At 65.2% G+C, this 19,309-nt stretch carries 13 protein-coding genes; 6 read left to right on the top strand and 7 right to left on the bottom strand.

What is annotated here, in order from left to right; genetic code table 11:
• Position 1: 1 nt before the first annotated feature.
• Positions 2-2,290, bottom strand: coding sequence for a TonB-dependent receptor (locus tag BFL28_RS04205; protein ID WP_069319370.1), 2,289 nt, complete (start codon positions 2,288-2,290; stop codon positions 2-4).
• Positions 2,291-2,554: 264 nt separating this feature from the next.
• Here BFL28_RS04205 and BFL28_RS04200 point away from each other — a divergent pair, with 264 nt between their 5' ends.
• The 4 genes from BFL28_RS04200 (at position 2,555) to BFL28_RS04185 (ending at position 5,549) form a co-directional block, all read left to right on the top strand.
• Positions 2,555-3,199, top strand: coding sequence for a PepSY-associated TM helix domain-containing protein (locus tag BFL28_RS04200; protein ID WP_069319351.1), 645 nt, complete (start codon positions 2,555-2,557; stop codon positions 3,197-3,199).
• A gap of 11 nt (positions 3,200-3,210) precedes the next feature.
• Positions 3,211-3,714: a DUF2271 domain-containing protein gene (locus tag BFL28_RS04195; RefSeq protein ID WP_069319350.1), complete on the top strand. Its 504-nt coding sequence runs from the start codon at positions 3,211-3,213 to the stop codon at positions 3,712-3,714.
• Positions 3,715-3,735: 21 nt separating this feature from the next.
• Positions 3,736-4,578 (top strand): DUF4198 domain-containing protein, encoded by an 843-nt coding sequence (locus BFL28_RS04190; protein WP_069319349.1) that lies wholly within the window; start codon positions 3,736-3,738, stop codon positions 4,576-4,578.
• Positions 4,579-4,649: 71 nt separating this feature from the next.
• Positions 4,650-5,549: an FAD:protein FMN transferase gene (locus BFL28_RS04185; protein ID WP_241527205.1), complete on the top strand. Its 900-nt coding sequence runs from the start codon at positions 4,650-4,652 to the stop codon at positions 5,547-5,549.
• 7 nt (positions 5,550-5,556) lie between these two features.
• On the opposite strand, the gene BFL28_RS04180 is transcribed toward BFL28_RS04185, so the two are convergent.
• The 4 genes from BFL28_RS04180 to BFL28_RS04165 all read right to left on the bottom strand — a co-directional run bounded on the left by BFL28_RS04180 (position 5,557) and on the right by BFL28_RS04165 (position 13,249).
• Positions 5,557-8,343: a M16 family metallopeptidase gene (locus tag BFL28_RS04180; protein WP_069319347.1), complete on the bottom strand. Its 2,787-nt coding sequence runs from the start codon at positions 8,341-8,343 to the stop codon at positions 5,557-5,559.
• 75 nt (positions 8,344-8,418) lie between these two features.
• Positions 8,419-11,565 carry a TonB-dependent receptor gene (locus BFL28_RS04175; RefSeq protein WP_079246917.1) on the bottom strand — a complete coding sequence of 1,049 codons (3,147 nt, stop codon included), beginning with the start codon at positions 11,563-11,565 and terminating at the stop codon, positions 8,419-8,421.
• Positions 11,566-11,645: 80 nt separating this feature from the next.
• Positions 11,646-12,710: a FecR family protein gene (locus BFL28_RS04170; RefSeq protein ID WP_069319345.1), complete on the bottom strand. Its 1,065-nt coding sequence runs from the start codon at positions 12,708-12,710 to the stop codon at positions 11,646-11,648.
• Positions 12,711-12,712: 2 nt separating this feature from the next.
• Positions 12,713-13,249 (bottom strand): RNA polymerase sigma factor, encoded by a 537-nt coding sequence (locus BFL28_RS04165; RefSeq protein WP_069319344.1) that lies wholly within the window; start codon positions 13,247-13,249, stop codon positions 12,713-12,715.
• A 128-nt stretch (positions 13,250-13,377) separates the two neighbouring features.
• On the opposite strand from BFL28_RS04165, the gene BFL28_RS04160 reads away from it, so the two are divergent.
• Positions 13,378-14,667: a threonine ammonia-lyase gene (locus BFL28_RS04160; RefSeq protein ID WP_079246916.1), complete on the top strand. Its 1,290-nt coding sequence runs from the start codon at positions 13,378-13,380 to the stop codon at positions 14,665-14,667.
• On the opposite strand, the gene BFL28_RS04155 is transcribed toward BFL28_RS04160, so the two are convergent.
• Entirely contained in the window at positions 14,625-15,209 is a 585-nt protein-coding gene (locus BFL28_RS04155; protein ID WP_069319343.1) for a TetR/AcrR family transcriptional regulator, read from the bottom strand. The two genes, BFL28_RS04160 and BFL28_RS04155, sit on opposite strands and share 43 nt — an antisense overlap.
• 171 nt (positions 15,210-15,380) lie before the next feature.
• On the opposite strand from BFL28_RS04155, the gene BFL28_RS04150 reads away from it, so the two are divergent.
• Positions 15,381-17,342 carry a serine hydrolase domain-containing protein gene (locus BFL28_RS04150; protein WP_069319368.1) on the top strand — a complete coding sequence of 654 codons (1,962 nt, stop codon included), beginning with the start codon at positions 15,381-15,383 and terminating at the stop codon, positions 17,340-17,342.
• Between the two features lie 40 nt (positions 17,343-17,382).
• On the opposite strand, the gene BFL28_RS04145 is transcribed toward BFL28_RS04150, so the two are convergent.
• Positions 17,383-19,299, bottom strand: coding sequence for a CocE/NonD family hydrolase (locus BFL28_RS04145; protein ID WP_079246913.1), 1,917 nt, complete (start codon positions 19,297-19,299; stop codon positions 17,383-17,385).
• Positions 19,300-19,309 lie beyond the last annotated feature (10 nt).

Here is a 19,309-nt window from a genome sequence, read left to right as displayed (position 1 = left end):
GTTAAATCCCGTAGCTCAAGCGCACGCCGACCGTGCGCGGCCGCAGCGTGCCGAACCGGCTGGTGAAGAACGCTTCGGGATGGATGTAGACGACCGAGTGATCGTCGAACAGGTTCTCGACGTAGAATTGCGCACCGAAATCGCGCCGCTTGAACCCCAGCGAGATGTTGGTGTTCACATATTCGTCGGTCTCGCCGAAGGTCGCCAGGCGCAGATTGGGATTACCGGGCGTGTTCGGGAACGAGCTGTTGAACCCGCCGACATATTGCGCATTGACGGCCAAGGTCGCGCGCGTATCGGCGCCGAGATCGAAGCCATAGGATGCGAAGACCGCCCCCTGGAGCCGCGGCGCGGAGAGCCGATGGCCCAGCACCGCGCCCGAAATCGCCGCCTCCGCCGCCGACAATTCGGTGATTTTGGCATCGTTATAGGCGACGTTGAGGCCGAGGAACACGTCCTTGGCCGGGATCACGCCCATCTCCAGCTCGAACCCCTTGCTGCGCGCCGCGCCGATATTGGTGGCGAACTGCACCTGATCGGACAGGCGATTGGCCTGCGCCTGGATGTTGCTCCAGTCGATCAGATAGGCAGCGGCATTGATCGTCACGAGGCCGTTCAGGAACCGCGCCTTGGCCCCGATCTCATAGCTTTTGAGATCGTCGGAGTCGGCACCATAGGGGATGATGATGTCGTTGGGATTGGTGAGGCTAGGCGCACCGGCGCGCGCGTTGACGATCGGCGCGCGGAAGCCGGTGGAGAAGGTGGCATAGGTGGTCAGTTCATCGCTTGGCTTGAAGGTGGCGCTCAATTTCCATGACGGCTTCGTCCCCTTCGCCTTCACGCCCGTGACCGCCGCATAGGGATTGTCGATGCGGAAGTTCACGTTGGGGAGGCCGCTGAGCGCCGTCACGAGATAGTTGAGGCCCGTAAAGCCAGGCGTGGTCGCAAGCGCGAGATAGCCGCCCGCCTCGGTAAAGCCCTGAGCCGAGATGCGGCCGTAGCGCATCCCGCCCGTCAGCCAGAACCGATTGGAGAAGCGATAGCTGACCTCGCCGAAACCGGCGAGTTCCTCGTTGATCTGATAGGTATAGAGCTTCTGGTAATATTGATCGGGCAAGCCAGTATAGTTGCGCTGCGCCAGGAATTCGGGCGACGCGCGGTAGAAGTAATCCACGTCGCGACGGCGGTGCAGGTAGAAGCCGCCCAGCGTGAATTGCAGCGGTCCATCGAAGGACGAAACAAGGCGCGTTTCCTGCACCCACACCTTGTCATAGGCGTCGGCATCGAGCCCGAAGGCGATCGTGTTGCCGAACGTGCCGCCAAGATCGACATAGAAGCGCTGGTCGAAGTCGGAGAATGTCGTCGAGCTTGTCAGCCGCGCAAAATCGAACTCGTAATCGAGCGTCGCGTTGAAGATCGTCTGCTTGCCGGTGAAGCGGTCGGGCTGGTCCGAGAAGCGGCGTTCGCGGCCGAGCGCGGGACTGGTCAGCGAGCTGTCCTTGGGATCGCTGTCCTCATAGCTGGCGAGCAGCTTGATCGAGAGCCGATCGGTCGGCTTGAACAGCGTGGCGATGCGCCCGCCCCAGTTCACCAGCGTGTTCGAATTGTGGACGCCGGTGCCGAGGTTGTCGAGATACCCCTCCTCATGCCGATAGAAGCCTACCGCGCGCACCGCGATCCTGTCGTTCACGACCGGGATGTTGAGCATCAGATTGTAGCGCTGGCGGAAGCTGTCGGAACCGGTAAGGCCGAGATCGGCGAGCCCGGCCATGTCGAAATGGTTGAGATCGGGCGCCTTGGTCAGGATGCGCATCGCGCCGGAAAGCGACCCCGAGCCGAACAAGGTGCCCTGCGGCCCGCGCAGGAACTCGACACGCTCGACATCGAACAGATTGGGGTCGACGACCGTCGTATTGCCGATCGTAGAGACCGGCAGTTCGTCGATGTAAACCGCGACCGAGCTTTGCAGGTTGGCGTTATAGCCGTTGGTGGCGATGCCGCGCGCAGTGAAATTGTTGAAATTCTGGGTCGGGCGATTGAGCACGACGCCCGGCGTCTCACGCGCGATGCCTTCGAATCCGACAATGCCCTTTTCGGTCAGCTCCTCCTGTTGGAAGGCGGAGATGCTGAGCGGCACGTCCTGGATCCGCTCTTCGCGGCGGGTGGCGGTCACGACGATCTCGTCGCCCGGCTGGCGCGCTTCGGCGCGCGTTTCGCCGCCATCCTGGGCGAAGGCCGGAACCGTGAACAACGTTACCGCACATGCGGATGCGAGCAGCCTACCCCTCATCTTCCTCTCCTCCATCGTGTCGATCGCTTGTCGACCTGCCAGCAACATCACCGATTCGCACACGGCTGTCAACGTTCACTCTCACGAGTGTGAATGTTTTGAATGCCGTGTTTGACTGGTTTGGATCCGGCCGTCGATAGAGGCGTGAACCCGCCTGCCCGCGCTTACCACTGTTGCCCGAGCATCACTCGGCGGACCATGGCGCGTTGCAATTGCGAATCGTTCGCGGTATGCCGCGGCGATTCAGTTGGAACTCCTCCCTTCATGCACGCAACCGTCAAATCGGCACCTCGCAGGAAAAACCGCAAGGCCTTTTGGCTGAAGCAATTGCATACCTGGCATTGGATCAGTTCGGCGGTCAGTCTGGTCGGGCTGCTGCTGTTCGCGATCACCGGGTTCACGCTCAACCACGCCGCCGAAATCGAGGGTTCGCCGCAGACGATCGAACGCAAGGCGCAGCTTCCCGCGCCGCTGGTCGCATCCATCAAACCCGACGATGCGCCCGACGCCAAGAAGCCCCTGCCCGCCCCGGTCGCCAGCTGGGTCGAGGCAAACCTGCCCGTCGCGCGCGCGGGCGGGGTCGCGGAATGGTCGGCCAGCGAGATCTACCTCGCGCTGCCGCGCCCCGGCGGCGACGGCTGGGTCGCGATCGATCGCGAAAGCGGCGAGGTCACGACCGAAAGCAGCGATCGCGGCTGGATCGCGTGGCTGAACGACTTGCACAAGGGGCGCAATGCCGGCCCGGTGTGGAAGTGGTTCATCGACATCTTCGTGCTCGCTTGCCTGGTCTTTTCGATCACTGGATTGGTGCTGCTTCAGATGCATGCACGCAATCGCCCGAGCACCTGGCCACTCGTCGCCGCCGGGCTCGTCATCCCCGCCATCCTGGCGATCTTTTTCATCCATTGAGGAAACCGCCCATGCAGCTTCGCATCACCGGACTGACCGCAGGCGCAATCGGCGCGGGCCTGTTCGCGCCGGGCATGGCGCAAGCCCAGACGCTGGACGTCAGCATCACCATCCCGCGTCTGACCGTCGCCGAATATCACCGTCCCTATGTCGCGATCTGGCTGGAGAAACAGGGTGCCACGCCACAGACGCTGGCGGTCTGGTACGATGACGACATGAAGGCCAACGAAGGCACCAAATGGCTGCGCGACGTGCGGCAGTGGTGGCGCGCATCGGGCCGCACGATGAAGTTTCCGGCGGCAGGCGTCAGCGGCGCGACGAAGGCGCCCGGCACGCACAAGGTCAGCTTCCGCCCCAAGCTTTCGCCGGGCAACTACACGCTGGTGGTCGAGGCATCGCGCGAGGTCGGCGGTCGGGAAGTGGTCCGCCTGCCCTTTTCGCTGCCCAAGGGCGGCACGGCCCGAGCCGCCGGATCGAGCGAACTCGGCACCGTCACGCTGACGATCAAGCGCTGAACGCAACAGGGGAACACGCACATGAAGCTTCGTCACGCACTGATCGCCGCAGCAGCGGTCGCCATCGCCATTCCGGCCAGCGTCCAGGCGCACCGCCAGTGGATGCTGCCGTCGATGACCGTCGTTTCGGGCGAAGGCGCCGATGTCTGGGTCACGTTCGATGCCGCCGTGTCGAACGACCTGTTCTATTTCGAGCATCAGCCGATGCGCGCCGATGTCAGCGTGCTGCTGCCCGATGGCAACCCGGGCGAGGTCAAGAACAAGGCGATCGGCCGCTATCGCCAGACGTTCGACCTGCAGATCGGCCAGCGCGGCACCTACAAGATCTTTTACACCACCGATGGCGTGACGGGCAGCTACAAGCTGAACGGCGAGGAAAAGCGCCTGCCGCGCGGCACCACCACCGCCACGCTGGCGCAGGCGATCCCGGCCGGCGCGACGGACATCAAGACGAGCGAGACGAGTAATCGCAACGAGGTGTTCGTGACCGCGGGCGAGCCGACCACCACCGTGTTCAAGCCGACCGGAAAGGGCATCGAGCTGGTGCCGGTCACGCACCCCAACGATCTGGTCATGGGCGAGGATGCGACCTTCCAGTTCCTTCTCGACGGCAAGCCGGCGACGGGCCTGGCGGTGACCGTGATCCCGGGCGGCATCCGCTATCGCGACCAGTTGAAGCAGCAGGACCTCAAGACCGGTGCCGATGGCAAGGTGACCATCAAGTGGAGCGATCCGGGCATGACCTGGATCAACGTCACCACGCCGCGCCCGGCCGGTGAGGAAGGTCAAGGCCCGGCCCAGCGTTCCGCGCCGGGTGGCCGTCGCGCCAGCTATGTGACGACGGTGGAGGTGATGGCGCCCTGACCGGCGCGCGCGTCGCCATTCCGACGACCCTCTCGCCCGCTGCCTTCAACCGGCGGCGGGCGAATGCGTTTGTGCGCACGTTGCGCGGCGAGACGATGGGCACGAGCTGGTCGGCGACGATCGTCGATCCACCCGCGAGCGCAGAAGCGGCCATCGGTGTCGTGCTGGCCGAGGTGATCGCGCAGATGAGCCACTGGGATGCCGGCTCGCAGCTGAGCCGGATCAATCGCGCCGCACCGGGCGGGTGGCATCGTATCGCGCCGGCTTTCGGCGAGGTGATGACGGCCGCGATCGACATCGCGGCAAAGAGCGGTGGCTCGTTCGATCCCGCGATGGGCGCGCTGGTCGACCTGTGGGGCTTTGGCCCGCCCGGCCCGGTCGCGCGCCAGCCCGATGCGGATGCCGTCGCCACGGCGCGAGCCGCGTCCGGCAGCGACGCCTTCGAGTTCGATCCGCTGCTGCTCCGGCTGCGGCGGACGCGCGCCGCACATCTCGACCTGTCCGGCATCGCCAAGGGCTATGCGGTGGATGCCGTGGCCGCGCGCCTGCGCGAACTGGGGTGCCGCGATTTCCTGATCGAGATCGGGGGCGAGCTGGTCGGTGTTGGCATCCAGCCCGATGGCCAGCCATGGTGGGTCGATGTCGAAACGCCGGATCACTTGGTCGTGACGCCGCTGCGCGTCGCGCTGCACAACCTCACCATCGCGACCAGCGGCGACTATCGGCGCACCGCCGATTTCGGCAGCCACACCATCGACCCGCGTACTGGACGGCCGATCGCCAATGGCGTCGCTTCCGTCAGCGTGCTGCATCAAAGCTGCATGCAGGCCGATGGTTGGGCAAGCGCGCTGACCGTGCTGGGCCCGCAAGCCGGGATGGCGCTGGCCGAGCAGGAGAGACTCGCCGCCCGCATGCTCGACCGCGCCGGCGGCGAATGGATCTCGCCCGCGTTGCAGGCGATGCTGGACTGAGCGGAGGTCATCGAATGCGCTTTCCGGACGCATCGACGACCTGAACTTTGCCAAGGCCCAGCCGCCTGACATCGGCCTCGATCGTCGCGAGGTCTCCGACCACGATCCAGGTCATCTCGTCCGGTCGATACAGTCGCCGGGCGGCCGCACGGACCTGATCGGGCGTCAACGCCTGGACACGACAGACATAGCCGCGCCAGTAATCCGGCGGCAGCCCATATTCGAAGGTGCCTGCGTAGAAGCCTTTCACCCCGCCCGGCCCTTCGAGCGATGCCGGCATTCCCAACAGCAGCGCGTTCTTCGCGGCAACGACTTCAGCGTCGCTCGGCGGGCGGGCACCGGCGATGTCGCGCACCTCCCGGTCGATCTCTCGCATCGCCTCCGCCGTCTTGTCGGCCTGCACCTGGCCACCCGCGTCGATCAGCCCGATGATCGGCGCGGATTCGATGTTGGATCCCGCGCCGTATGACCAGCCCCTGCGCTCGCGCAGGTTCATGTTGAGGCGCGAGAGGAAATGCCCGCCAAGGATCGTGTTCACGACCCTGAAGACCTCGAAATCGGGGTCCGATCGTGGGCCGCCCGTCTGCAGCACCTTGACGATGCTGGACTTCGCGCCCGGCTGATCGACGAGGATCACCCGCGTGCCCTGCGGCTTGGTCGCGGGCGGAAGCGCCGCCTTGACCCGGCGCGGCGTCGCTGGCGCGCGCCACGTCGCCAGCCGCTGCTCGAGCTTGGGGACAATTTCGGCGAGGGTCGTGTCGCCAACGATCAGCAGCGTCGCATTATCGGGACGGACCCAGCGTTCATAAAAGCGCCTGAGGTCTGCGGTGGTGAGCTTGCCGATCGTCTCCGGCGTCGATCGCGCGGCGTAGGGATGCGCGGGACCGACGACATAGCGCGGAGCGAGACGCGCGAACTTGCCGGTGGGCGTCAGAGCCGCTTCCTCATAACCACGGATGAAGCGCTCGCGACTGCGCGTCCACTCCGCCTCCGGGAAGGAGGGGTTTAGGAGCATGTCGGCATAGAGGTCGAGCGTCGCATCCAGGTTCATCTTGAGCGCATCCATGTTGTAGCGCGTATCCTCCTGCGCCACGGTCCAGTAGATGCTCGCCCCGTCGCGCTCGAGCGCGTTCGAGATGTCCTCACGCGAGCGCGTTCGCGTGCCCGTGGTCGCGAGGGAGAAGGCCTCCGACAGGCCGACCGAGGCGGGGTCCCGGTCTGGCAGTGCGCCGCCGTCGAAATACATGGTCATCGCGACGGTCGGGACATCGTGACGCTCGGCAAGCGCGATCCTGACGCCATTCGACAGCGTCGCGTACTGCAAGGGCGGCAGATCGAAGTCCGCCATCTTGCCCACCGGCGGCATCGTCGTGCGATCGATCGCTTCTGCGGACACCTTGAAGGCTGGCAGCGCCCTCGCCTCCACGATCAGGGCGCCATCGCTCATCCACTTGGCCGCCGCGTCGCGCGCCTGGCCTGGCGTGACGTCGAGGGTTCGCTGCTGACGCCGTGCATCCTCGCCCGGATCGCCCGCCAGGATCTCGCCTTCCGCCAGCCGTGAGGCAAGCCGCAACACGCCGCTCTGCGCCCGGATCGTTCCCGCGTAGCGCCTGCGCTTGTAGCGCTCGACCTCGTCGACCGTGGGACCGACGCGCAGATAAGCGGCGATCTCCTCGTCCAAGGCGCTTTCCAGCGTCTTCAGGTTGACACCCGGGCGCGCCGTTGCGTTTACCTGAAGGATCGAGCCGAGCGCCATCGTGCTGACCGCAGCGCGCACTTCGCTGGCGAGGCGGCGTTCCACGACGAGCCGCTTGTGCAGATAGCTGTCCTGCCCCTCGCCCAGCGTTTCCGCGGCAACTCTGAGTGCCGGCATCTGCGGGTCGGTGGTGCCCGGCACGTTCCAGAACTTGAACAACATCGGATTGGCCGTCTGAACGTCCATCTGTACCCGCGTCTGCCCGGTGCGCTTGGCAGTCCATTGCGTAATGCGGTCGAGCGGCGGGCCTGCCGGGATGGCGCCGAAATAGCGTTCGGCCTTTTCGCGCGCCTGTGCAGACGTGATGTCGCCCGACAGGACGAGCACGGCGTTGTTGGGTCTATACCATCGATTGAAGAAGGCGCGCACGTCGTCGAGCGTGGCCGCGTTCAGATCCTCCATCGATCCGATCGGCTCCCAGCTATAGGGGTGGCCGACGGGATAGCTGCCCCGCATGACCACCTCACCCAGCTTGGCGAGCGGCTGGTTTTCACGCTGGCGCTTCTCGTTCTGAACGACCTTGCGCTGCTCATCGAGCCGGGCTTGATCGACCACGGGCAGCAGATTGCCCATGCGGTCGGATTCCAGCCACAGCACGCGATCGAGCGCCACGGTGGGCACGACCTGAAAGTACTTCGTCATGTCGAAATCGGTCGTGCCGTTCATGTCGCTCGCACCGACCTCGTTCATCTGCTCGAACCAGTCGGTGTTGGCATGCTGCGAGCCGTTGAACATCAGGTGCTCGAACAAATGCGCGAACCCGGTCCGACCCGGCGTCTCGTTCGCGCTGCCCACGTGATACCACAAACCCACCGCCACGATCGGCGTCCTGCGATCCTCATGCACGATCACCGTCAGGCCGTTGGGCAGGACGAACTTTTCGAACGCGATCGGGATCGGCTTCATCGCCGCCGGCGCTGCGGTCGACCGCTTCACCGCAGCCGCGACGGGCTTGGTGGCTCGCGATTGCGCCAGGGCCGGGCCAAGCACCCACGCGCCGAGGATCGCCGCCAGCGGCAGCGCTGAACGAGGCTTCATGATACTCTCTCCTGATACGCGGAAACGGGATCGGCACCATCGAACGCCGCCGCACGCGGCGCAGTGTCGTGCCAGTTACCTTGTGCCGAACGACTTGCGCAGGCTGACTGTGAAGCGGCGCAACCGCGGGTCGCCATAGCTGCTGTACCCCGTGCCGCGATATGTCGTGATCGCAAGCACCGGGGGCGTCTTGTCGAACAGGTTCTGGATGCCTGCGGAAAGCTTCACGCCGTTCAGCAAGCCCGTGCCGTCGCGAAAATCATAAGCGACGAACACATCGCTGTACGACTGTACCGGAATCTTGCGAGCACCTTGCAGCGCGATGGCACTGGCGATCGCGGCCGCCCCCGCGGTCGTGCTGGGGTCAGCGGTGTTGTAGACGTTGTAGCTGCCGTAGACCTGCGTGTTCCACTGGACGTTGAAGTTGCCGATCTGCCAGTCGAAACCGCCATTGCCTTGCCACCTGAGTGGACCATCGCGGTTGCCGGCGTAGTTGAGCGAAGTGCCCTGCGCGGTCGTCTGGCGGATGCTGTCGGGGTGCCAGGTGCCAATCGCGTAAAGCCGCAGCTTGCCGGCCTTCTCACTCTCGATGTTGTAGTCGAGCTGGAAATCGACCGACTGGTAGATCGCGCGGAAGAAGTTGAGCGGCGTCTGGTCGATGGAGATGATGCGACCGAGGAACCCCGCAGGATCGCCCGGGAGTGGAGCCGCCTCGCGTACCACGCGGCCCGGGAACAGCTGCGGGTTGGCAAGCAGGTAAGCGGGCGGGATCGAACCGATCTCGCTGTCCTTCTTGATGCGCGTATAGTCGGCCGAGAAACGCAGTCCCTTGAACGGGGTAAGGATCACGCCGAGCGATAGACTTTTCGATCGCTCCGGCTCGAGCGCCGTATTCCCCTGTCCAGTGATCAGCGTGATCGCATAGCCCTCAGCGCGGTTGCCACGGAACGGATCGGGCGTGAACTGGACGCTGGAGAGCGTCGTGCTGGCCAACTGCACCACGCTGGGTGGGAGAAAGCCGGTCGCATAACTTGCCCGCAGCACCACGCCGTCGATCGGCGAATAACGGCCAGCCAGGGTATAGTTGGTGCTGTCGATGCTCGCTTCCAGCGGCGTATAGCCTGGAAACGGCGCGTTGGGATCGGGAGTTACCAGTTGGTAGGCGCTGAGCGGCGCGGACCGGGTCAGATAAGCGTCGTGCCGTACGGCACCCCGAAGCTCAAATTCTCGAATGAAGGGCACGCCATTGGCAGCGGACACCAATGGCAACGTCACCTCGGCATAGGCGGAGTTGGTCCGCTGAAACCGGGGCGAAAAGAAGGTGTAGCTGCGCTCGCGGGTCTGCTGGTTGAAGCTCTCGTCGCGCGATCCCTCGATCGATCGTGCTTCGCGTTGCAACGCGGCGGTCAACGTCGCCGAACCACCCGGCAGGCCGAACAGCGGACCTGACGCGCGAATGACCGGGTTGTCGAACCGCGCCTTGTACGGCCCGGTAATCGCCGTCGGCTCGTTGAACAGATAGGATCCGAAATCGACCGGCGCCTGAAAGGGGTTGAGTACGGGTCTTCCCGCGCAGGTCGCGGCGGTCGAGGCATTCAGCCCGCAACTCCCCGCAAATGCATCGGTGACGAAAAGATAGCCCTCGGACCGTGACGAGCTCCAGCTGCGGTTAAACTCGAGATTCACGGCCCAGCGGCTCGACAAACGGACGATGGCGCCCGCGCTCAATCGCCGGCTCACGCCCTCGAACTCGTACGGAAAGGCATAGTTCGGCGTCGGGAAGGTGACTGTCACCGCCTGCTGGAACGGGTTGGTCGGCGCATTGGCAGCGAGCGTCGCCGTCGCCGGGAGCTGCGTGACGCCGAAGCTGTGGCCCTTGTTCACGAAATGCGAATAGTCGGCGAAGATGTCGAGCCAACTACTGAACTTGCGCTTCACGCTGACGTTGAACGACTGCATCTCAGAGGCCGTGAGCAGGCCGCGACGTGCCGCGTTCAGGTCTTCCGGCATGTCGAGGTTGAAGCGTCCGGCGCCGGCGAGCAGCGCCGCACCGCCATCCGCCGCATAGCCGGCATAGCCCAGCGGCACGTTGGTGACGTTCGATCCCAGGGCGACGCCATTGTCCAGCACGAGGTTGGCCCCGGTCGAGCTTCGGATGTTGACGCCATTCCCGATCGGGGGCGCGCCGTTGCCGACATAGGGCGACTGGTTGGCGAAGCCGAGGTCGACGCCGCGTTGAACGAGACCGCGCCGCTGGCTCAGGAGCAGCGTTCCGGAATCGCTGATCGCCCCGTTAAAGCTGACGGACGTCCGGCCGCCTTCGAGCGCGAAGCCTCCCGCGACGTCGAGGCGCGTCATCGGCGCATGAAAGTCGAAGGTCGAATTGTGGGTGAGCGTTAAATCGATGCCGCGATAGTCGCTCCGCAGGATGATGTTGATCACCCCACCGACGGCGTTGCCGCCATAGATACCGCCGGCGGACGAGGGAAGGACCTCGATCCGCTCGATAGCGCCAACCGGAATACCGTTGAGATCCGGCTGAGCAGGACCGCCATTGCCCACGGAGCGATCGGCAATGCGCCGTCCGTTGACGAGGATGAGCGTCTGGTTGGTCCCGAGCCCGCGCAGGTTGAAGGTGGAATAGGGCTGACCCACCCCCACCCCGCTTTGCGAACCGGTGCCGGCGAAACCCGCATTCTGCGGCAGCCGGGTACGTAGAAAATCCTCGACGGAAGTGGCTTGCGACGCGCGGATCTCGTCCTTGCCGAAGATCACATAGGGTTGGTCGGCATCCTCGCTACGGCGGATGTCGGCGTTGAGCGAACGGCTGCCGATGACGAGGATTTCGGAGCGTCCCGTGGCAACCTCGTCCGACGCCGACTCCTGGGCGGTCGCTGTCTCGCCGCGCTGGATCACGGTGGCGCCGCTGGCAGTCTGCCGATGCACCAGGCCCGTGCCCTGCAGAAGTCGATCGAGGGCCTGCTCGAAGCTCATCCGCCCCGAAATGCGCCGCGCGCGTTTTCCCCGGGTCAGATCGGCCGAGAAATGGAGCTGGCGATTACTCTGGCGCGCGAGTTGCGTGAGCGCCGTGCCAAGGTCCTGCGCCGCTATGTCATAGCCGCGCGGCGCGCTCTGCGCGTTCGCCTGAACCGCGACCGCCACGCCCATTGCGGCCGCCGTCATGAGCGCCGCCTTCATCCAGTGCCGACCCTTGCTCCCCATGCGCGCCGCCCCCTCAGTTGCTTTCGTTCGTTCTCAAGACGGGCGGGCGTCGCAGAACCGCAAAAAAACATCCCCGGCTGTCAGTCGCGCTCCCGCAGCGCCAGTTCGCCGCGCTCGGCCCGGGTCATCTCGACCGGCAAAACCTCTGTCATGGCGCGCGCAAATGCCTCGGGATCGGTGGACGTGAAGACCCCGCTGACGCGATATCTGCCCACCGCCGCGTCGGCCAAGGCAATCGGCCTCACCGTATAACGATTGACCTCTGCAATCGCGTCGGCAAGCGGCACGTCGTTGAAGATCAGCTGGCCGCCGCGCCATGCCGCGACTTCACGCACCGCAACGGGTCTGACGACCATCGGTGCCGCCGGCGCGGCCACCGTCTCCTCGCCGGCGGTCAGCGTTACTTCCCTTGCAGGCGCGCCCGGGAGGGTGCCCGGCAGCGCGCGTGCGCTCACCTTGACGACGCCCTCGACCATCGCGACCCGCACCCGATCGCCCTCCAGCCTGACATTGAACACGGTGCCGACCGCCGTAATCCGCTGCCCGCGCGCGTAGACACGGAAGGGCTGCGGCTTGCCGTGCGCCACCTGGAAGAGTGCCTGCCCCTTCAGCAGGTAGACGGCGCGTTCCCGGTCCGAATAGCCGACGCGCAACTGGCTGTCGGTATCGAGCGTCGCCACCGATCCATCAGGCAGGCTGATGACGGACCGCTCACCCACGGCGGTCCGATAGGCGCGATCCGAGAGGCCAGCATTCGCATCGGCCAGCGTTGACTGGCTCGAGGGAGGCGCGACCTCGACTTGCGGCGTCGTGGTGAATGTGAGCACCGCGACGAGTCCGGCCGCCACTGCGCCCACAGCCGCGGTCCAGCCCCACATGCGCTTGCGACTGCCACGCGCCGCCAATGCGCTTTCCCGAAGCGCCAGCAGCTCGGGCGCTCCGGCATGACGCGCGGTGACGCTCAGCGCCCAGACTGCGTCGTCATATGCCGCTGCATGCGCTTCATCCTCGGCCAGCCAAGCTGTAAAGCGGCGCCGTTCAGCATCACTCAGATCGCCCCGCTCCTGCTGCAAGGCCCAGGCGGCGGCAGCCTCGCACACCGGGCTGGCCTGCCAGGGGGTTGCCACCGGGCTGTGGTCCGACATGCTCACGTGATCCGCCTCCGACGCTCGGCGAGGCAGGCGGTCGCAAGCGTGATCTGTGCCTCGACCGTGCGTTTTGACACCCCCAGCCGCTCCGCGATCTCGTTGCGGGGAAGGTTTTCCAGCCGCGCCAGGATAAAGATATTCCGCATCCGTTCGGGCATTTCGTTCAGCGCCGCCAGAAGCATGTCGAGCTCCTGCCGCCCGGCGACAAGTCGTTCGGGATCGAAATCCTCGGTGCGCTGGACCTCGCTCGCGAAGCCGGCGGCTGGATTGGCCATCCGAACATTGCGGTGGCGAAAATAGTCACGAGCCATGTTGGCCGCTGCGGCGAACAGATAGCCGTCGGCATTGGCGACATCGTCGAGATCGTCCTTGTTCAGCAAGCGGGCGAAAACCTCCTGCACCAGGTCCTGTGCGTCGGAGGCCGGGATGCCCCGCCGTGTAAAATAGCGCTGCAGCACCGCTCCGTAGCGCAGCGACAGCGCTTCGACCGAGCGCTGGCTCCCGCTGTTGACGATCGGAGACGGTCCTTCGCTCATGCCGTATCGAGTAGCCCGCTGGTGGTTGCAGCCTAGAGACGCCCGAGCGGCGGACAACCGCAACAATAAACTTGGCTCCTCGCACGGATGCGGATTCCGGCGCTTCGCCCGTCAAGCGTGCTGCGTGGATGTCCAAAGCCCCGACCGGGCGCGCGGCCACGACCGCGATAGCAACCAGCGGGAGACCGATCATCGTCAGTCAGGCCTTGCCGACCATCGGCGACATCCTTGCCGCCGCGCAGCGCCTGCGCGGGAGCATCGTGCGAACACCCAGCCTGCCGAGCCTGACGCTTTCCAGGATCGCCGGCTGCTCGATCGTGCTGAAGTTCGAGAACCATCAGTTCACCGCCAGTTTCAAGGAACGGGGCGCGCTCAACAAGCTGCTGCGCCTGTCAGAGCAAGGCGCACCTTCGGGCGTATGCGCCGTGTCCGCTGGGAACCACGCCCAGGGGCTGGCCTATCACGCGGCCCGCCTCGGCATCCCGGCGACGATCGTGATGCCTGCAGGCACGCCCATGACCAAGATCGTTCGGACACGCGAGCACGGCGCACGCGTCATCGTCGATGGCGCGACGCTCGAGGACGCCATGGCCATTGCGAGGCGCGAGGCCGAGGCCGAAGGCCTTGCGATGGTCCACCCCTATGACGATCCGGACGTGATCGCCGGCCAGGGAACGATGGGTCTCGAGCTGCTCGAACAATGCGAAGATCTGGATGCGATCGTGGTGCCCATTGGCGGCGGCGGCCTCATCTCCGGCGTCGCCATAGCGATCAAGTCACTGGCCCCGACCGTCGAGATCATCGGTGTCCAGGCGAGCGCCTACCCTTCGATGATCCGTGCGGTCGCCGATCTGCCGGCCCTGACGGAGGCACCCGTCACGATCGCGGAGGGCATCGCAGTGAAGCAGGCCGGTCTGCTGACGCGCAGGATCGTGCGGGAAAAGGTCGATCGGCTGCTGGAAGTGGACGAGGCCTCGATCGAGCGCGCCGTGGCGCTTCTCCAATCCGTCGAGAAGACTGTCGTTGAAGGCGCCGGCGCGGCAGCGCTAGCCGCCGTCCTGGAACACCGCGACGTATTCGAAGGCAGGCGTGTTGCGATCCCGCTAACCGGTGGCAACATCGATGGGCGCGTATTCGCGAGCGTGATCATGCGCGAGCTGGTCCGCGAGGGGCAGCTGGTCCGCCTTGAAGTTCCCATCCGGGACCAGCCGGGGGCCCTGGCGAAGCTCACGACGATCATGGGCGAGCAAGGCGCGAACATCCTTGAAGTGGCACATGACCGACTATCCCTGGCGCTGAACGCGAAGGGTGCGTCGCTGAGCCTCATCGTTCAGTTGCAGGGTATGGCGCATCGCGATCAGTTGATCGACGCCCTTCACCGCGACGGCTTCGCGGCGGTGGTCAGGGAGATCGACTGAACCAGACACTCCAATCCTTGCGCAATGTCGTCGGATATCGTCGCCGGATCCTGACCTGCTGCCAGCCCCAGCCAGGTGAGACCTTCCGCGAGCGCCGCGATGCATCTTGCCGACCGTGCCGGACTCATCAACAGCTTGATCTCGCCCGCCCGCTCCATCGCGGCAAGGCGATCGGCGAGAACCGCCAGCGTCTTTCCCATTTGTGACTGCAGCAGGTCGCGCAGCGGCCCGGGCCGCAGACCGCTTGCCAACAGCTGAAGGTTGGTCCGGGCGAGCGACGTCATCTCGAACCCGCGCTCGTCGCCAACCGTCGCCATGTCGTCCCGCAGCAATGGCCAGGCATGCGGCACGTCGGCTTCGTTCATTGCGGCGAAGTGAAGCGCAGCGGTCACGATCTCATCCTTGCCGCTGAAATGCTTGTAGATCGCCCCGGTGCTGAGGCCGGCTGCCTTGCGGATCGACTCGATCGAGGTCTGCTCGAGGCCAATGTCACCAATGCAGCTCAACGTCGCGCGCAGGATGCGTTCGCGCTGGTACTTCATGTGATCGGGGGTTCGTTTTGGCATGAGAGAGGTTCGGCCAATTGGGCCACGCTGCATAGCCAATCTTGACGCATCGTCAAAAGGAGAATAAATATTCTCTTATTTCCCGGTCCATCGCAACGAGGAATCGTCCGGCGTGAGGCCCGAACAGGGAGAATTGGCTTGGTCGGCATGAAACTCGTCGTTGCTCTGGTTGCGGGCATGGTTGCGGTCGCCGCTGCAGCTTCGCAGCACGCCGCGCCCTCTCAACCAGACCCATCCGGGCCGCGCACCGCCGCTTCCGGTCCATCGCGCGCCTCTGCCGCGCCGCTGACGGTGTCAGACCTTGGCAACTGGATGGACCCGTTCATGCGGGACACCCTGTCAAAGGGGAGGATTGCCGGCGGACAGGTGGTGGTCGTCAAGGATGGCCGGACCTTGTTCCAACGGGGCTATGGCTATGCCGATCTGGCTGCAAAGCGGCCGATGGACCCAACGCGCAGCCAGATGCGGATCGGCTCGACGTCCAAGCTCTTCACCTGGACAGCGGTGATGCAGCTGGTCGAAGCCGGGAAGATCGACTTGAACGCCGACGTCAATCGTTACCTGGACTTCAGGATCACGCCACCCGGCAACCGGCCGGTCACGATGGCGGACCTCATGACGCATCGCGGAGGCTTTGAAGAGGGGCTGAAAGACGTCCTCGCCACCGATCCCAAAAAGCTGAAGACCATGGAGCGCTATCTCAAGGAAAACCGCCGCCCGTTCATGTTCCCGCCCGGCGAGGTGCCGTCCTACTCCAACTACGGAACGACGCTCGCCGGCTATATCGTGCAGCGTGTGTCGGGCGAGCCCTTCGAAACATATGTGCAGCGTCACATCCTGACGCCGCTGCAGATGCGCCACACGACGCTGGCCCAGCCGCTGCCGCCGCCATTCGCGAGGACCGCAGCCAAGGGCTATCGCACGACGGAAGACGCGCCCAGTCCGTTCGAGCTGGTGGGAACCGGTCCTGCAGGCCAGGTTTCCACGACCGCCGGTGACATGGCCAACTTCATGATCGCGCATCTTGCCGACGGAAGCTTTGGCAACGCGGCGATCCTTCGCCCGGAAACCGTTCGCCTGATGCATTCGCCATCGCTGATGGTGCGCGACGGCTTTGACACGCTTGCGCATGGCTTCTTCCATGGCCGTCGCAACGGCCGGGTGCTGCTGAGCCATGGCGGTGACACGGTGGTGTTCCACAGCGATCTGAACCTTCTGCCACAGGAAGGTGTCGGCATTTTCGTCAGCTTCAACAGCCGGGGCGAGGACGACGCCGTCTATCCGGCGCGTGAGCGGCTGCTCGAGCTGTTCCTCGATCGCTATTATCCAGTGGCGGCATCGCGAACGCCGCCGGCGATACCCAGCGCGGCGGCCGACGCCAAGGCGATCGCAGGACGCTATGAAAGCTCACGCCGGGTCGAGACCGGGTTCATCAGCCTGTTCTACCTGCTGCAGCAGGATCAGGTGACCGCCAATCCGGACGGCACGATCGCCGTGTCGTCGATAAGCGACAAGACCTTTCGCGAAATCGCACCCAAGTTGTGGCGCGAAGTCGGCGGCGCGCGGCAGCTTCTCGCGACCGAGGTCGAGGGGCGCCGCGCGATCATCGACAGCAACAACCCCGTGCAGATCCTGCAAGCGGCACCGCTGAGCCGCAACGGCAGCGTCTTCCAGCTCGTCGCCGGCCTTTCGCTGTCCGTCCTGATCGTCACCGGGATTGCATGGCCGATCACGGCGATTGTCCGCCGCGTGCGGCAACGGGCGCCAGGAGTGACCGGACAGGCGGCTCGGGTCCGCCGCGCGACGCGGATCGCGGTGATCGCGAACCTTGCCTATTTCGCCGGCTGGTGCATGCTGCTCGCCCCGATCCTGCGGGCCGATGTCGGCTTCTACAACGACAGTCTGGATGGCTTTATCCGCGTGCTTCAGATCGGGGCGCTCATCCCGCTGGCCGGCGCCGTGCTCGGGGCCTGGAACAGCCTGATGGCGTTCCGCTCCGGCGAGGGCTGGTTCGCCCGCATCGCCAGCCTGATCGTCGCGCTCGCCCTGATCGGCTTTCTGTGGGCGGCATGGATGGCAGGCTTCATCGGGTGGAGCGTCAACTATTGAGCGATGACGCATCGGGCCATGACGGCCCGATGCCCCTCCGTCAGGGCCCGGCGATGACCGGCAGCTCGATCCGGCTGGGGTGGCGCGGCGAGAAGTGGATGCGCTGTGTTGCGCGGACATAATCGTCGGGCTGCGCCGTGAAGATGTTGGCCACGAACTTCTGCGGGTTGCGATCGTAAAGCGGAAACCAGCTCGACTGGATCTGCACCATGATGCGGTGCCCCTTGCCGAAGCGGTGGCTGACCTGTGGGAGCTTGAGCGTATAGCCCACGACCTTGCCGGCCGGGATCGGCGTCGGCCGCGCAGGGTCGTCGCGATACCGGCCACGCAGGATATCCATCGCGATCGGCAGTTCATAGCCGCTGAGTTCAGGCCGGGCGGCATGTTCATTGGGGTAGACGTCGATCAGCTTGACCACCCAGTCGCTGTCGGTGCCGCTGGTCGATGCGAAGAACTTCGCGATCGGCTGGCCGGCCAGCCGCACATCCTGCGTCAGCACCTCGCTGACGAAGGTGACGACATCGGGCCGCGTCTCGGCAAAGCGCTGATCGTCGACCAGCCAGTCGCCCCAGGTCGACCGAGGATTGAACGTCGAGAGGATCGGTCGCTGGCGGTAGGTGACGGGGCGCGCGGGATCGGACACATATTCGGCAAAGCCGCCCTGTTTCGGCGCGGTCCAGCCGAGGCTGCCATCGGCGCCGAGGTAAATTGCCCGCGCGGCGAAGGGACACCCGCTCGCGCAAGACATCGGCCAGCGATCATAGCGGTGCCAGACGTTCGCCCCCGTCTCGAACGCGGTGACTGGAGCGATGCCGGCAGGAGGGCCGCCATCCTTGAGATACTGGTCGAAAAAGGGGATCAGGACGTTGCGTCGATACCAGGCCGAGCTGTTACCGTCGAAGTCGATCGGGCCGAGCCGCGATCCGTCGGCTGCGCTGCTCTGGCCGTGCCGCCACGGGCCGATGACCAGCGAGTTGGCGTCGTTGCCGGGGTCCTTCGGCTCGATCGCCGCATAGGCCGCCGGCGCGCCATAGATATCCTCCTGATCCCACAGGCTGTGGACATGCAGCACCGGCACCTTCAAGGGCCGCGCCGCCAGGATGCGATCGACCGCCTGGGACTGCCAGAACGCATCATAGGCGGGATGCGCGACCAGCCGCCGGAACATGGGCAGCGAGTCGATGCCCAACCGGCGCGCCATGCCGCTGACCGATCCTGCCTTCAGCCAGCTTTCATAGACGTCCTCGCGATCGAACTGCAGCAGATAGCGCGACGACTTGTCCGTCGTCATCCAGTGCAGCCAGTCGATGAAGCTCTGGCGATAGGCACCGTTGTGGAACCAGTCGTCGCCGACCCAGCCATCGACATAGGGATTGATCGGTACCGCGGCGCGTAGCGCGGGATGCGGATCGACCAGGCTCATCAGGGTGGTGAACCCGCCATAGCTCACGCCCATCGTGCCGACCCGCCCATTGGCCTCGGGCACGTTGCGGACCATCCACTCGATACTGTCCCAGCTGTCGGTCGCATGATCGACCTTGGTCGGGTTGAGCGGGCCGACCAGCGGCCGGGTAACCACATAGTCGCCCTCGGAGCGATGGCGGCCGCGAACGTCCTGAACCGCGATGATATAGCCCGCCGCCGCCAGCTCTGCATAAGCCGCCGGCAATGCCACGGAATAGCGGTTCGAGGCGGCGGCGCTGATCGCCCTGTCCGCTGAATAGGGCGTGCGCGCAAAGACGATCGGCGCGCGCACGAGCCCCTTGGGGATGACGATGTTGGTATGCAGCTTCACCCCATCGCGCATGGGGATCGCCACTTCGCGCACGACGAAATCGCGTTCGTCGGCTGGAACATAGCCGGGCGGTATGTCGCTGGGCTGCGCATCCTGCGCCTTGCCGCCGCCCGGCCAGCCGATGGCACAGCAAAGTGCGGCGAGCGCGATCAGATGGCGCATAGTTCCTCCA

This window comes from Sphingomonas turrisvirgatae (genome assembly GCF_001721295.1).
GTDB classification, from domain to species: domain Bacteria; phylum Pseudomonadota; class Alphaproteobacteria; order Sphingomonadales; family Sphingomonadaceae; genus Sphingomonas; species Sphingomonas turrisvirgatae.
The sequence above is the reverse complement of the archived record's forward strand: the minus strand, read 5'-3'. Positions and strand labels throughout refer to the sequence as shown.

Coding starts and splice junctions, on each gene's coding strand:
- BFL28_RS04205 (WP_069319370.1), bottom strand. CDS start 2,290: ATGAGGGGTAGGCTGCTCGCATCCGCATGTGCGGTAACGTTGTTCACG.
- BFL28_RS04200 (WP_069319351.1), top strand. CDS start 2,555: ATGCACGCAACCGTCAAATCGGCACCTCGCAGGAAAAACCGCAAGGCC.
- BFL28_RS04195 (WP_069319350.1), top strand. CDS start 3,211: ATGCAGCTTCGCATCACCGGACTGACCGCAGGCGCAATCGGCGCGGGC.
- BFL28_RS04190 (WP_069319349.1), top strand. CDS start 3,736: ATGAAGCTTCGTCACGCACTGATCGCCGCAGCAGCGGTCGCCATCGCC.
- BFL28_RS04180 (WP_069319347.1), bottom strand. CDS start 8,343: ATGAAGCCTCGTTCAGCGCTGCCGCTGGCGGCGATCCTCGGCGCGTGG.
- BFL28_RS04175 (WP_079246917.1), bottom strand. CDS start 11,565: ATGGGGAGCAAGGGTCGGCACTGGATGAAGGCGGCGCTCATGACGGCG.
- BFL28_RS04170 (WP_069319345.1), bottom strand. CDS start 12,710: ATGTCGGACCACAGCCCGGTGGCAACCCCCTGGCAGGCCAGCCCGGTG.
- BFL28_RS04165 (WP_069319344.1), bottom strand. CDS start 13,249: ATGAGCGAAGGACCGTCTCCGATCGTCAACAGCGGGAGCCAGCGCTCG.
- BFL28_RS04160 (WP_079246916.1), top strand. CDS start 13,378: ATGTCCAAAGCCCCGACCGGGCGCGCGGCCACGACCGCGATAGCAACC.
- BFL28_RS04155 (WP_069319343.1), bottom strand. CDS start 15,209: ATGAAGTACCAGCGCGAACGCATCCTGCGCGCGACGTTGAGCTGCATT.
- BFL28_RS04150 (WP_069319368.1), top strand. CDS start 15,381: ATGAAACTCGTCGTTGCTCTGGTTGCGGGCATGGTTGCGGTCGCCGCT.
- BFL28_RS04145 (WP_079246913.1), bottom strand. CDS start 19,299: ATGCGCCATCTGATCGCGCTCGCCGCACTTTGCTGTGCCATCGGCTGG.